At 43.9% G+C, this 13983-nt stretch carries 13 protein-coding genes; all 13 read left to right on the top strand.

Annotated features, from left to right (window positions below; all coding sequences use genetic code 11):
• Positions 1–69: 69 nt before the first annotated feature.
• The 13 genes from lgt to CEQ75_RS01810 all read left to right on the top strand — a co-directional run bounded on the left by lgt (position 70) and on the right by CEQ75_RS01810 (position 13983).
• Positions 70–831: a prolipoprotein diacylglyceryl transferase gene (gene lgt, locus CEQ75_RS01870; RefSeq protein WP_089608837.1), complete on the top strand. Its 762-nt coding sequence runs from the start codon at positions 70–72 to the stop codon at positions 829–831.
• A gap of 152 nt (positions 832–983) precedes the next feature.
• Positions 984–1319 carry a rubredoxin-like domain-containing protein gene (locus tag CEQ75_RS01865; RefSeq protein ID WP_089608836.1) on the top strand — a complete coding sequence of 112 codons (336 nt, stop codon included), beginning with the start codon at positions 984–986 and terminating at the stop codon, positions 1317–1319.
• Between the two features lie 172 nt (positions 1320–1491).
• Entirely contained in the window at positions 1492–2256 is a 765-nt protein-coding gene (locus tag CEQ75_RS01860; RefSeq protein ID WP_089608835.1) for a PHP domain-containing protein, read from the top strand.
• Positions 2257–2351: 95 nt separating this feature from the next.
• Entirely contained in the window at positions 2352–3245 is an 894-nt protein-coding gene (gene rapZ, locus CEQ75_RS01855; protein ID WP_257912792.1) for an RNase adapter RapZ, read from the top strand.
• Positions 3242–4294 (top strand): gluconeogenesis factor YvcK family protein, encoded by a 1053-nt coding sequence (locus CEQ75_RS01850; protein ID WP_089608834.1) that lies wholly within the window; start codon positions 3242–3244, stop codon positions 4292–4294. The genes rapZ and CEQ75_RS01850 overlap by 4 nt, the downstream gene beginning before the upstream one ends.
• 24 nt (positions 4295–4318) lie before the next feature.
• The gene (gene whiA / locus CEQ75_RS01845) at positions 4319–5275 is read left to right on the top strand and encodes a DNA-binding protein WhiA (RefSeq protein ID WP_089608833.1); all 957 of its coding nucleotides are present in this window, start codon (positions 4319–4321) and stop codon (positions 5273–5275) included.
• 13 nt (positions 5276–5288) lie between these two features.
• The gene (locus tag CEQ75_RS19155) at positions 5289–5792 is read left to right on the top strand and encodes an acyltransferase (protein WP_089608832.1); all 504 of its coding nucleotides are present in this window, start codon (positions 5289–5291) and stop codon (positions 5790–5792) included.
• Positions 5786–6418, top strand: a complete 633-nt coding sequence (locus tag CEQ75_RS01835) for a DUF1405 domain-containing protein (protein WP_089608831.1) — start codon at positions 5786–5788, stop codon at positions 6416–6418. The genes CEQ75_RS19155 and CEQ75_RS01835 overlap by 7 nt, the downstream gene beginning before the upstream one ends.
• Before the next feature lie 54 nt (positions 6419–6472).
• Positions 6473–7843 carry an RNA polymerase factor sigma-54 gene (gene rpoN, locus CEQ75_RS01830; protein WP_089608830.1) on the top strand — a complete coding sequence of 457 codons (1371 nt, stop codon included), beginning with the start codon at positions 6473–6475 and terminating at the stop codon, positions 7841–7843.
• A gap of 242 nt (positions 7844–8085) precedes the next feature.
• Positions 8086–9906 (top strand): cobalamin-dependent protein, encoded by a 1821-nt coding sequence (locus CEQ75_RS01825; RefSeq protein WP_089608829.1) that lies wholly within the window; start codon positions 8086–8088, stop codon positions 9904–9906.
• A 5-nt stretch (positions 9907–9911) separates the two neighbouring features.
• A complete protein-coding gene (locus CEQ75_RS01820; protein ID WP_089608828.1) occupies positions 9912–11537 on the top strand; it encodes a response regulator transcription factor in 1626 nt (541 codons plus the stop codon).
• A 216-nt stretch (positions 11538–11753) separates the two neighbouring features.
• Positions 11754–12758, top strand: coding sequence for an ArsJ-associated glyceraldehyde-3-phosphate dehydrogenase (locus CEQ75_RS01815; RefSeq protein WP_089608827.1), 1005 nt, complete (start codon positions 11754–11756; stop codon positions 12756–12758).
• A gap of 34 nt (positions 12759–12792) precedes the next feature.
• Positions 12793–13983 carry a phosphoglycerate kinase gene (locus tag CEQ75_RS01810; RefSeq protein WP_089608826.1) on the top strand — a complete coding sequence of 397 codons (1191 nt, stop codon included), beginning with the start codon at positions 12793–12795 and terminating at the stop codon, positions 13981–13983.

Genomic DNA, 13983 nt, shown 5'->3' with positions numbered 1-13983 from the left:
ATTTATCTTCTCTTTTTAAAAAAAAGGGAAGGAGTTGCGCGCTAAAAATTTGTAAAGGAGGGGAAAGCTATGTGGACACCTGATCCCATTGCATTTCAAATTGGTCCCTTTGTGATTCGTTGGTATGGGATCCTGATCAGTATTGGCATGGCACTTGGTACGTATTTGGCCTATCGGGAGGCAGAAAAACAGAAGCTGGATCCGGAACATGTGATAAATCTGGTGGTAGTGGCAATCCCTTTAGCATTGCTGGGGGCACGCTTGTATTATGTGATTTTCTATAATCTGGAGTATTATTTAGCCAATCCAGGGGAAGTTCTTGCTGTCTGGCATGGTGGTTTGGCAATTCACGGCGGCCTCATCGGCGGTATTCTTGGCGGTTACCTGGTAGTGCGCCATTACAAACTTAATTTTTGGCAGATGGCGGATATCGTAGCGCCCAGTATTATTCTGGGACAAGCCATCGGACGCTGGGGTAATTTTTTTAACCAGGAAGCTTACGGTTTTGAAACAGATCTGCCTTGGGCGATGTATATTGACGGGGCATTTCGCCATCCCACCTTTCTCTATGAATCAATTTGGAATCTGATGGTATTCTTCATTTTAATTTTTATCAGGCGGAAAAGTTTTCTCAGAAAGGGAGATTTATTTGCCGGCTATGTTATCCTTTATTCATTGGGAAGGGTCATAATTGAATCTTTCAGGACAGACAGTTTAATGTTTGGTCCTTTCCGGGTGGCTCAGTTGGCAAGTATTTTGGGGATCATAGCAGGAATAGCTTTTATTCTTTACAATCACAGGAAAAAGTTAGCACCCGCTAACCGCCTCTAAGACATCCGTTTTTCACAGCTCCAATAGACAGCCGTTTTTTATAAAAAAGTGCGAACAAAGGAAAATATATCAGTTGACTAAGGATTGTAATAATTATATAGTTTATACAGAGGCAGGTTCCTAAAATAAAATCTATGAGGAGGAGAGACCAAATGATTAAACTATGGAAATGCTCTGTATGCGGTATGATCAATAAGGGGGATGAGATTCCCGATTTCTGCCCTAAGTGCGGCGCTCCTAAGGAGAAAATCGATTTTATGTCGGATGAAGATGCCCAAAAGGTGATTGCCTCAGATCGAACAAATGATATCCATATGGCAATTACTAAATTAGCTATGGAAATCGTAGAACTGGCCAAGGAAGGAATCAAAATTGATCTTGACCCTCCCTGTGTAGCTCTTTTTAAACAGGCTAAAGATGAGGCTTGGATTATTAAACAACGGAGCAAGGCTGAAATCGCCGGCCATGTAAGCAGAGGCAAATGGTAAAATAGAATTCTGGCCCTCAACTTCTCAGTAAAGAAGTTTGAGGGCTTTTTATGTGACAGGGGACGTTCTTTGACAAGAGAACATCAAGATGATATGATTTTCCCATCAAATAAGCAAATTTCCCCAGATTCTTAAAGATCCAAAAAAATTCTATGATTTTGAGGTGAAAGATGTGCCCCGAAAAAGTAATTTTTTCTGGACGGGAGATTTTCATACCCATTCCAGATATAGTGACGGCAGAAATACTATTTCTGAGATGGTGGAGGCCGCATGTGAGAAAGGTTTAAAAAATCTGGCCATCACAGATCATGGTCCTTCCAATATCGGAACGGGTGTCTCCGCATCGGAAACCTTTTTAGCCATTAAAGAAGAAATTAAGGGTATTCAAAAGAATCATCCCGAAATCAGGATTCTCACCGGGGCAGAAGCAGATATCGTCAGTTGCCAAGGGTATATTGATATCTCAAAAAAAGTAATTCCCCAGCTGGATCTCCTTTTAGTGGGTCTTCATCCTTATGTGATGCCGAAAAGCTTTCGTGATGGGCTTCGTTTTGTCCTTGGTAATCAAATTTCCCGAGTGATCCCAAGTTTACGCCCGCGCATACAAAATATCAATACCAAAGCTTTGGTGGAAGCGATGCATAAATTCCCGGTGACAGCCGTTACCCATCCCGGATTAGGTATGCCCATCGACGTGGAGGAGGTAGCCCAGGCTTGTGCCGCAACAAATACTGCCTATGAAATTAATACCGGCCATAGGTACCAAAAAAAAGATGAAATTAAAATAGCGGGGAAAACCGGTGTTCAATTTATCGTCAACTCAGATGCTCATTTTACTCAAAGTGTAGGCGATCTGGATTTTGGATGGTCACTTTTACAGCAAGGGAACATTTCATTTCAGCAGATTATTAACTTGGAAATCAAAGATATGATATAATGTATATAGATAATATTGTTGGAGTTATGATCTCTCTGATCAACTGGGATAAATAAGGTGAGCAGCAAGAATACTCCTAAAAGGATGTGCAAATCGTGCAGGAACAGAAAAGGCCAGGGTTACAGCTGGAAATTATTACGGGAATGTCCGGGGCGGGGAAAACTCAGGTCATCCATTCCTTGGAGGATATGGGGTTCTATTGTGTGGATAATTTACCACCCGCCTTAATCCCCAAATTTACTGATCTGATTACCCAATCACCCAGCAAAATGGAAAAAGTAGCTTTAGTGATTGACATTCGGGGGGGAGAGTTTTTCCCTGACCTGTTTGAAGCCTTATCCAAGTTGAAATCTCAGAAAATTCCCTATGAGATTCTATTTCTGGAGGCCTCCAATGAGACATTGGTGCGTCGTTTTAAGGAAACGAGAAGGCGTCATCCCCTGGCACCTATGGGCAGAGTACTGGACGGTATCATCGAGGAGAGGCTGCGCCTGCAGGAATTGCGGGGTATGGCGGATAAAGTGATTGATACCTCTGATCTCTCGAACCAACAGCTGAAGGATCAGATCTGGAATCATTTTGCTGATAATAAACAGGGACAGCTTTCTATTACCATCATGTCATTTGGTTATAAATATGGGTTACCCTTAGACGCAGATTTAGCCATTGATGTACGCTTTTTGCCCAATCCCTTTTATATCGAAGCTTTACGTCCTCATACCGGGGAGAATAAAGAGGTTATGGAGTATGTACTGTCAAATCCCCTGGCGCAAACATTTTTAAAGAAATATCTGGATTTATTAGATTTTTTAATACCCCATTATTGTGAAGAAGGTAAGATGCATCTGATGATTGCTATTGGTTGTACTGGTGGGCAACATCGATCCGTAGCCTTGTCCAATTGGATTGCAAAATCTTTGAGAGGGTGTGGGTATCAAGTCGTCGTTAATCATCGGGATATTCTGAAATCGGGTGTGAAGCATACATGAAGTTATTCAACAGGTTTTATCCCGGCCTGAAGCTTAAACTCCGGCACCATTATTTAAAAAGGGGCCCACGAATTGTCGCTATTGGCGGTGGTACAGGTTTATCCACTTTACTGCGCGGATTAAAAGAACTCACTTCCAATATAACTGCCATCGTCACGGTCACGGATGACGGTGGAAGTTCCGGTAGATTAAGGGAAGATTTAGGCATGTCTCCCCCGGGAGATATTCGTAATTGTTTAGTAGCTTTGGCAGAGCAGGAAAACATCTGCGTGAATTTATTTAATTATCGGTTTTCTCATGGCAAAGAGATGTCCGGACACTGCCTGGGCAATTTGCTTTTAGCCGGTCTCACGGAGATGTCGGGCAGTTTCGCCATTGCCGTCCAGGAGATGAGTCGGATCCTGGCAGTCCGAGGCAGGGTATTGCCGGTAACCTTAGAGAATGTGGTCTTGGTGGGCGAGATGCAAGACGGGCGGATTATTAAAGGGCAGACCGAGATGGTCCATGACCCCGGCCGAATTAAAAGAGTCTTTTTAGAACCTGACGCATGTTCCCCTCTTCAGGAAGCCATTGATGCCATTTTATCTGCCGATGCCATCATTGTCGGACCGGGCAGTCTTTATACCAGTGTGATACCCAACCTGCTGGTCCCCGGCATTCGTGAAGCGATTCAGAAAACTCAGGCCAAAACATATTATATTTGTAATATTATGACTCAACCGGGAGAAACAGACGGCTACCAGGCTTCCCACCATCTAAAAGCCATTCTTGATCATACCGACCAAGGCTTGATTGATAAAATTATCGTCAATAATGAAATCATTTCTGAGAAACTTAAGCTGAAGTATCAAGCCCAGGGAGCAAAGCCGGTGTTAACGGACGAAAAAAATTTGGGAAAATTAGATATAGAAGTAAGTAGTTATCCTCTTTGCGCAGAGGACAATCTGGCCAGACATGATCCTCAAAAAATTCTGTGGGCGATGACGATGGAGCTTAGACAGCATCGGACATGTCTATTTGCCAACACCGGTAAGAATCCTCGGAAATGAGCATTTCGCTAGGATGTGATCGCATTGTCTTTCTCTGTAAAAACAAAAAATGAACTGGCCCAAATTATTTCCCATAAAAAATGTTGTCAACTGGCAGAACTGGCTGCTTTGTTTCGCATGGACGGTACCATTCAAATCAGTGCTTATCAAAAGATTTCCTTAGCGGTTATTACAGAAAATGCGGCGGTGGCTCGCAAAATATTTAAGCTGACCAAGGAACGATTTGGTATCCAGACAGAGATTCTTGTGCATAAGAAGAACCGTCTGAAAAAAAATAATGTCTATTCTATTCGTATTCCCCCCCAACCCCAGGTGGCTAATGTGTTGCGGCTTTTAGGTTTTGTGGATGGGGAAAATAACTGGGTGATGAATTATCAGAAATCTTTTCCCAGTGAACTGGTGCGTGATGTATGCTGCAAAAAAGCTTATTTAAGAGGGGCCTTCCTGGGAGGAGGTTCTGTAAATAATCCTGAAGGGACATATCATTTGGAGATCATCAGCAACAACAAAGATCACGCGGAGATTATTGCAGATTTGATGCACGATTTTCATTTGCCGGCCAAGATCAGCCGCCGTAAAAACTGGTATGTTGTCTATTTGAAGGAAAGTGACCAGATTGTAAACTGTTTGAATGTTCTCGGAGCGCACCAGGCTCTTTTAGATTTTGAAAATACGCGCATTATGAAAGAAATGAGAAATCAGGTAAATCGCCTGGTAAATTGTGAAACTGCCAACTTAAATAAAACGGTAGATGCTGCTGTCCGACAGATTGAAGCCATTAATCTTATCGAAGCCACCACAGGTTTGAATAAACTTTCCCCGGCGCTGAAACAAGTGGCGGAACTACGTTTGGCTTATCCCGATTTAAGCTTAAAGGAGCTGGGAGAAACGGCGACACCTAAAATCGGCAAATCCGGCATCAGTCATAGGATGCGTAAATTAGAAATGATTGCAGATCGCTTGAAAGAGCATAATAAATAGAGGAGGTTATTTTTTGAGGAATCTGGTGCACCATTCAGTGGAGGGCAAAAACTCTCTGCGCTTTTGGCATCGAGCAGTTCATCCTCTGCGGGTGGTACTGAATTTTTTAATCATTCAGTTTTGCCGTTATTCCCCTTCCCTGAAGCTGAAGAATCCACTTTATCGGATCTTGGGGATGAAGGTGGGTAAGAACGTTTCCTTTGGACTGATGGCCATGATGGATGTCTTTTTCCCTCAAATGATTACCATTGGGGAGAACAGTATCCTGGGCTATAATTGCACCCTGCTCTGCCATGAATTTCTCATTCATGAGTATCGCACCGGACCGATTGTAATCGGGAAGGATGCGATGATCGGCGCCAATGCAACCATCCTTCCCGGCGTAACTATTGGGGATCGGGCTGTTGTGGGGGCAGGAGCAGTGGTTGCTGCCAATGTACCCGCTGATACAACGGTTTTTGGCATACCGGCGAAACCAAAGGAATTGATTGATGATCAAGAAGGAGAGGTATGCTGAAAACCATGGTGCAATGGATCGACGATTTATTACGAAATCCCAGGTTTTTAACAGGATTATTCGTTGTAAATGTGATCGGTTCTATTTATGGCTATTATTGGTATTGGGGACAGTTGTCCTCCACCCCAAAATATTTCTGGATTTTTGTGCCTGACAGTCCTTTGTCAACCACCCTCTTTGCCATCGTACTGCTGTCAGTATTCCTGGGGAGAAAATTAAGGTTGCTTCCTTTTTTGGCCAGTGCATTTCTCATCAAATACGGATTCTGGGCGGTGTTGATCAACCTGCAGCTCTTATGGATCGGTGAGAGCTTTACGCTGATGAATTTAATGTTGGCCCTATCCCATTTAGGCATGGCCTTGGAAGGGATCATTTATTATCCTGGCCAAAGGATTGCTTTTGGGGAGGCCGCCTCCCTTACCGTCATTTTGCTTTTTCAGGATTTTATGGATTATGGGTTGGGATTACATCCCTATTTATTTAATACGGCCCAGTATGTCTTTGCCCAAAATGGGGCGTTGATGCTCACTGGTTTGCTCATCGGGTTCATCTGGTATCACTATTTTTTCCCGATAACTAAAAAGAGTTTTTTTTATCTGAACATTAAGAAGAGGAATTTTGACTAATAAAAAGAATAGTATAAATATATGCATAATGAAGGGATAGCAGGGTGAATATATATGGAGCCAAGACTGATTCTGGAACAAAGTCAAAAATTGATCATGACGCCTGAACTGAGGCAGGCAATTACCGTCTTAACTTTGCCTGCGTTGGAGCTGACCAATTATATTCAAGAACAGATGGAAGAGAACTCCGTTCTGGAACTGCCGGATGGTACGGTTGAACCCGATTTGCCTCAAAATGAAGATGGAAACAGGGATTTAAAAGAATTATTTGCGGACAGCAGCGATTTAGGGATTGGTTCCGGAGTGCGCCTAGAAAAAAACGAAAACGTTTTTGAGCCCGTAGTGGTGCAGCATTCCTCTTTACAGGACTATTTAAAGTTTCAGTTGCACATCATAAAATTAACAGCACAGCAAAGCCGCATTGGGGAATATATTATCGAAAATATTGACCAGGAAGGTTATTTAACGGTTGAGCTGGCAGAAATGGCAGAAATGCTCAAGGTATCTCAAGGGGAAGTGGAGGAGCTTTTATCGATCATTAAGAGCTTTGATCCTGTCGGTGTGGGTGCTTCCAATTTGTCCGAATGTCTGAAGCTGCAATTAGATCCCAGTGATCCCAGGTACGAGATTCTATTGGAAATGCTGGAACATCATTTAGATGACATTGCCAGCAATCGATTGGCTGTAGTAGCAAAAGCTTTGAAATTAAGTATTAAGGAAATTCAGGATCTGGTCTCGGTAATAAAGACTTTGGATCCGAAACCTGGTTTGGAATATGCGGAAGAAAAAACGGCGGTATACATCATGCCTGATGTGGTTATTGAACGGGTAGGAACGGAATATGTGGTGCTGGTGAATGATACCACGGTACCTCGTTTAAATATTAATTCTTATTATCGCAAAATTGTCCAGGGTGACGTGCATTCCGATGAAAGCGTACGCAAATTTGTAGAAGGTAAGCTTAATTCCGCCCTTTGGTTAATTAAAAGTATCGAACAAAGACGATTCACCTTATTTAAGGTGGCATCTGTGGTGGCAGAATATCAAAAGGAGTTTCTGGACAAGGGGGTTGCCTTTTTAGTGCCTCTTACTTTAAAGGAGGTAGCGGAAAAGGTCGGTGTTCATGAATCTACCGTGAGCCGGGCAGTAAATAATAAATATGTTCAAACACCCCGCGGCACCTTTTCCTGGAAATTCTTTTTTGCCAGCGGTATTGGGACCGATAAAGGGGAGGCTACCTCTGCTAATTGGGTTAAGAAGATGATTCAGGATCTGGTCTCGGAAGAAAATGAAACCCGGCCTCTTAGTGATCAAAAATTGACAGATCTCTTAACCGAAAAAGGGCTGCAAATCTCTCGCCGTACGGTAGCAAAATATCGGGAAGAGTTGGGAATACCCAGTTCCAGCCGCAGGAAACGATATTAAAATCCCTTGGGCAACAAAGCTTACATTTCGCAATATCTTAGTCTTGTCCATAACAGCAACTAAAGGTAATATTTAATTTGAGGGAATGTAAAATCTCATTTAAAGAAGTGAAAATAGCAATTGGCCGTAAGAGAAGGACCCTCTGCGGCCTTTATTTTTAAGGCTATGACAGTTAAGAAGATAGATAATCTGATGTAGTGTCTAAACAATTAATTATTGAACCGGTTGAAAGGATGAAGGAAATGTCTGGTCCCATTGAGAAAATAATTTATGAAGTGTTATGCGGCAATGCATTAGGTGTGCGGAATCAGGTAAAAAAAGCCCTAGCCATGGGGGAAAAACCGGATCATATTATCTCCCATGGTTTGGTAGCGGCGATGGATATTGTTGGCGCAAAGTTTCAGAATAATGAAATCTATGTAACGGAGCTGATCGTCACTTCCCGGGCGATGAATGCCGGGATGGATGAAATTGCTCCCCATATGGAGGTCGTTGTTGGTGTCATCCCCAGTCGGGTGGTACTGGGCACAGTGGCTGGAGACTTGCATGATTTGGGCAAAAACCTGCTTAAACTATTGCTGGAGGCATCAGGTTTTCGCGTTTATGACCTGGGCGTGGATGTTTCGCCCGGTGCCTTTGTGGAAGCCGTTGCCAAGCATAAACCCCAGGTTTTATGTATGTCCTCTCTCCTGAGTACCACGGTACGATCCATGCAGGAGACGATCGAGGCTTTAACGGATGCGGGTTTGAAAGAACAAGTGAAGGTCATTGTGGGCGGCGCGGCTGTGACTGCAGAAATAGCGGAAGAGGCGGGTGCCGATGCTTATGCGGATGATGCCTTCGGAGGTGTACAGAAGATCAGAGAACTGGTCAGCACTTCCCAATCGGTCACGGCGCCTTTAAGCATAAAGCATATTTTATCACGTTCTTCCCTGCAGGAATTGCAAAAATCCTTTTCATATCTGACAGGATTGGATGTAATGGTGGTGGATGCCACAGGAAATCCTGTCCATTCACCGGGCAAGTTTTTGGATTGTTCCTGCTGCTGCTCGGAAGCTAAAAAAGTATTGGGGGAAATTGGTTATCAGACGATACCTCTCTGGGAAGGACTGAAAGATGCTTTTGCATATCGCTGCCATGCCGGCTTAATTGAAATTACTTATCCTTTAATTGGCAGTACAGGGCGGATCGGTGCCATTCTTTGCGGCCATTTTCTGATGGAAGAAGATTGTACCGGAAAATGCCTGAAGGATATTCCCATATTAAATCAGGAGAAGTTGGACAACATTTGCCGCTTCTTATCCTTTATTGGAGGAAGAATTACGGATCTAGGCCAGGTTTTAGCAGAGAAACATCAGTTTGAAGAGAAGAGGAGCAGTTTTATTCATTTTATGAAGAGACAGCATCGATTGGAAGAAGCCTTAAAGGATGCGGAAATGAATGCACTGCAATCCCAGGTCAATCCTCATTTTCTGTTTAATGCTTTAAATACGATTTCCCGCATGGCTTTGCTCAAGGGGGATTCTTCCACCGAAAAGGTGGTCGGCTCCTTAGCCCGCTTGATGCGTTATAGTTTGTATCAGGTAAGATCCTTAGTTACAGTTCAGGAAGAAGTGCGCTCCATTCAAGATTTTATGATCATTCAAGATGCCCGCTTTCAGGGCCGGATTACCAGCCGCATTGAGGTAGATGAGGAGATCATGAAGGGAGAAATGCCCTGTATGATTTTGCAGCCTTTGGTTGAGAATGCCTCCCTTCATGGTTTAGAGCCTTTGAAGGAGGGGGGCATGATCATGGTGAAAGGCTGGCGGGACAAGGAACAAATATGTTTTTCTATTGAGGATAACGGAGTGGGTATGACTGAACAAACCAAGGTAGATATCTTTCAAATGTGGGATCAGGAAAAAAGCCGAGGACAGGTCAGCGGTTTAGGACTGCCCAATGTGCTTCGCCGGCTTCAATATCAATTCGGCAGCGATTGTGCTTTAAATATTGAAAGTGAGTTGGGTAAAGGGACAAAATTGCAGTTATCCTTTCCTTTTATAAAACGTGAAGGGAGGTAATTCTGATGTTAAATATTTTAATTGTGGACGATGAACCCTTAGAACGTCAAGGGATCAGATTAATTCTGGAAAAATACCGACCGGAAGATCAAGTGGTAGGAGAAGCGGGTGATGGGGAGGAAGCGGTGCAAATCGCCACCCGGGTCAAGCCGGATGTGATTCTCTTGGATATTCGCATGCCGGGCTTGGATGGGATGGAAGTTACAAAAATATTAAGACCGATTCTTCCGGATACCCGGATGGTTGTTATTACTGCTTATGGGGAGTTTAATTATGCCAAAAAAGCAGTCTCATTAGGAATATCCGATTATTTGTTGAAACCGGTGGACACCCAAGAACTATTAATTTTATTGGACCGTCTGGAAACAGAGGTGTTGACGGAACGGAAATCAAAGGAAGAAATGAAACGTCTTCAGGAGACCTTGAATGATGCACTGCCTTTGATTCGAGTAGGCTTTGTCATGGATCTGATTAACGGCAGTCTTGCCAATCCTGAGGAAGTTTTCACCAGAGCCGAGTTTCTGGGCATTCATCAACCCCTGCGTCTGGCGATGCATGTGTGGATTGACGAGCAAATCGGCAATACCACCTATCATTCAGAATTGGAATATCAAGTGCTGCAAAAACAAGTGGGAGATATTATTCAAAAGATTTTCCAAAATTGGAAAGGCGCCTTGACTGCCCCTGTAGGCAGCGGTCAGTTCGTAATTCTGCTTCCCTTTAATAATGAAGAGGAGCCCCAGATGATTCGTGAAATTGGTCAAAAGATAGGAGATGATATCTGTTCCCGGGTACGGATCAAGACCAATGCTACCGTGACCATCGGGATCGGACGGGCCGTAAATAATGCTGTTGGTATTATCCGCTCTCACCAGGAAGCCCTGACGGCAGGTGAATTTCGTCTTATCTATGGAGGTGACCAAGTCATTCATGCCGATGATGTCACCACCCCTCATGATTCCGGGATATTTTTAGAACAGGGGAATGAAAAAGGGATTGCCATGACGATTCGTATGGGTGACTGGGAAAAAACAAAGCAGCATTTTCAGTTTCTCTGGGCAGATATGCCGCCGGAAAATCGGTATAATGCCGGGGATATTCGCATGAAACTTTTGGAGGTTTCAGCTCTGGCTTCCCGGGCCGCTGTGGAAGGAGGCGTCAAAGCCGAGGATATCAGTGCCTTAAAGATGCCTTCCGATCAAGATGCTATTACCGCCCAATCCTTATTAAAGATTTATGATCACGTTCTTGATTGGTTAGGGGAATTGGTTTCGCGGGTGCGCTCTTCCCGGGATTTTCGTAATAACAGCTTGATAGAAAAAGCGGTGCATTATATGGAGGAAAATCACCCTAATGAGCTGAGTTTAGAGGATGTAGCTCATCAGGTTTATTTAAGTCCCTGTTACTTCAGCCGCTTGTTTAAACAGGTGAAGGGCTGGAGTTTTTCCGAGTATTTAACCCAGATACGTATGGAAGAAGCCAGGAGATTATTAGTCAATACGGATTTTCAAGTTTCGGAAATCGCCTCCCGGGTGGGATATCGGGATGCCAGATATTTTAGTCAGGTCTTTAAACGGAATGAAGGATGTACACCCATCAGCTATCGCCGGGACAATATAAAATATAATTAAACAAAATTTTACTGAAAGAGGGTTTGCGCTGAACTGAAATCAAGCAAACCCTTTTTTATTAATGTATACGAAAAGTTAGTTAGAATAATAATAAGTTTTGAGCAGGATTTTTTTATTATGTGTTGAATGATTAATAATGACATGTGGGAAAATTATCCTATTATCAGTTTATTTAGATAAGTGAATGATCAATATAATTTAAGAGGGGGATTTATCATGACAGTAAAAATAGGAATTAATGGATTTGGCAGGATCGGAAGATTGGTATTTCGAGCGGCACTAAACAAACCCGAATTAGAAATTGTGGCGATTAATGATTTAACCAGTGCGGAGACCAATGCTCATTTGCTGAAGTATGATTCTATCCACGGTACTTTTCAGGGAGAAATCAAGGCAGAAGACAACAATATTATCGTGAATGGGAAAAAAGTCAAGGTTTTAGCAGAGAGAGATCCTCAGAATCTGCCTTGGGGAGATTTAGGTGTGGATATTGTGGTGGAATCCACAGGTTTATTTACAGATGGAACCAAAGCAGCTGCTCATCTAAAAGGCGGGGCTAAAAAAGTTATTATCTCTGCCCCGGCAAAAAACGAGGATATTACCATCGTTTTAGGGGTTAATGAAGATAAGTATGATCCCAATGCCCATCATATTATTTCCAATGCTTCCTGCACCACCAATTGCCTGGCACCTGTAGCCAAGGTGCTTCATGAAAAGTTTACCATCAAAAGAGGCTTAATGACCACTGTTCATTCTTACACAAATGACCAGCGCATCTTGGATCAGGCGCACAAAGATTTGCGTCGAGCGCGCACGGCAGGGATGTCGATTATTCCTACCACCACCGGAGCTGCCAAAGCTGTGGCCTTGGTTTTGCCGGAATTGAAAGGCAAATTAAACGGTTTTGCCATGCGGGTTCCTACCGCCAATGTCTCCGTGGTGGATTTAGTGGCTGAATTGGAGCAAAACGCTACCGTGGAAGAAATTAACGGGGCATTAAAGAAGGCTAGCGAAAATGAATTAAAAGGCATTTTGGGATATTCAGAAGAACCATTGGTCTCCAGGGACTATAACGGGGATGAGCGATCCTCTATCGTAGATGCCCTTTCCACAATGGTGATTGGCGATAACTTAGTAAAGGTCATCTCCTGGTACGATAATGAGTGGGCTTATTCCAAACGGGTTGCTGATTTGGCTGCAATGGTTGGCCAAAGGATTTAACCTGACTAACTTGCTTCAAATTGGAGGAGGAAGTATGAATAAGAAAACAATTCAGGATGTGGACGTTAAAGGGAAAAAGGTCATCGTGCGCGTTGATTTTAATGTGCCTTTGGATCAGGATGGCCATATTACCAACGACACCCGGATCAAAGCGGCATTGCCCACGATCAGCTATTTAAGAGAAAAAGGTGCCATTGTGATCCTGATGTCCCACTTGGGCCGTCCCAAAGGTCAGGTGAAGGAAGAGCTTCGTTTAGGGATTGTGGCAGACCGGTTAGGGCAATTAATCGATTGTAAGGTGCTCTATGCCAAGGATTGCATTGGGCCGGAACCGGAAGCTCTTATATCCGGGATGCAGCCGGGGGATGTGCTTCTTTTGGAAAATCTGCGTTTTTACCCTGAAGAGGAAAAAAATGATCGGGACTTTGCCCGAAAACTGGCTTCACTGGCAGAGCTTTACGTTAATGATGCTTTTGGTACGGCTCATCGAGCCCACGCTTCCACAGCGGGAATTGCCGAGTTCCTGCCTGCTGTCGCCGGTCTTTTGATGCAAAGCGAAATTGGCATCATGGGAAAAGCCCTGGAAAACCCGGAACGTCCTTTTGTCGCCATTCTTGGGGGCGCCAAGGTTTCCGATAAGATGGCCGTCATCGAAAACCTGATGAACAAGGTAGATACTTTGATTATCGGGGGCGGCATGGCCAATACCTTTTTAGCAGCCCAGGGTAAGGATATGGCCAAATCACTGGTAGAAACAGACAAAATTGATTTAGCCCGTTGTTTGATGAAACAAGCAGCGGAAAAGGGCAAAGCATTTCTTTTGCCCAGTGATCTGGTGGCAGCGGAAGCTTTCGCTGACGATGCCAAGCATCAGGTGGTAGCGGCAGATCAGATTCCTGCCGGCTGGATGGCGATGGATATTGGTCCGGCAAGCATTGGATCTTTTGGGGAAGTTATCAAAAATGCTAAGACCATACTTTGGAACGGCCCCATGGGGGTTTTTGAAATGCCTTCCTTTGCCAAGGGTACCAATGAAATCGCCCGAGCGGTGACCGAAGCCCAGGCTGTGAGTATCGTCGGCGGAGGAGATTCCGTGGCTGCCGTACAAAATACCGGACTGGCTCACAAGATTACCCATATATCGACGGGTGGCGGAGCAACCCTGGAATTTTTAGAAGGAAAGGAGCTGCCCGGGGTGGCAGTGTTACAAGATAGGAGTGAGTGA

Origin of the sequence: Dehalobacterium formicoaceticum, from assembly GCF_002224645.1 — a bacterium.
Classification (GTDB): Bacteria; Bacillota; Dehalobacteriia; order Dehalobacteriales; family Dehalobacteriaceae; genus Dehalobacterium; species Dehalobacterium formicoaceticum.
The sequence above is the reverse complement of the archived record's forward strand: the minus strand, read 5'-3'. Positions and strand labels throughout refer to the sequence as shown.

What these genes read in the sequence shown, in the direction of transcription:
- rpoN (WP_089608830.1), top strand. Translation starts at nt 6,473, where the DNA reads ATGGAGCCAAGACTGATTCTGGAACAAAGTCAAAAATTGATCATGACG.
- CEQ75_RS01825 (WP_089608829.1), top strand. Translation starts at nt 8,086, where the DNA reads ATGTCTGGTCCCATTGAGAAAATAATTTATGAAGTGTTATGCGGCAAT.
- CEQ75_RS01815 (WP_089608827.1), top strand. Translation starts at nt 11,754, where the DNA reads ATGACAGTAAAAATAGGAATTAATGGATTTGGCAGGATCGGAAGATTG.
- CEQ75_RS01835 (WP_089608831.1), top strand. Translation starts at nt 5,786, where the DNA reads ATGCTGAAAACCATGGTGCAATGGATCGACGATTTATTACGAAATCCC.
- CEQ75_RS01810 (WP_089608826.1), top strand. Translation starts at nt 12,793, where the DNA reads ATGAATAAGAAAACAATTCAGGATGTGGACGTTAAAGGGAAAAAGGTC.
- lgt (WP_089608837.1), top strand. Translation starts at nt 70, where the DNA reads ATGTGGACACCTGATCCCATTGCATTTCAAATTGGTCCCTTTGTGATT.
- CEQ75_RS01850 (WP_089608834.1), top strand. Translation starts at nt 3,242, where the DNA reads ATGAAGTTATTCAACAGGTTTTATCCCGGCCTGAAGCTTAAACTCCGG.
- CEQ75_RS01820 (WP_089608828.1), top strand. Translation starts at nt 9,912, where the DNA reads ATGTTAAATATTTTAATTGTGGACGATGAACCCTTAGAACGTCAAGGG.
- CEQ75_RS01865 (WP_089608836.1), top strand. Translation starts at nt 984, where the DNA reads ATGATTAAACTATGGAAATGCTCTGTATGCGGTATGATCAATAAGGGG.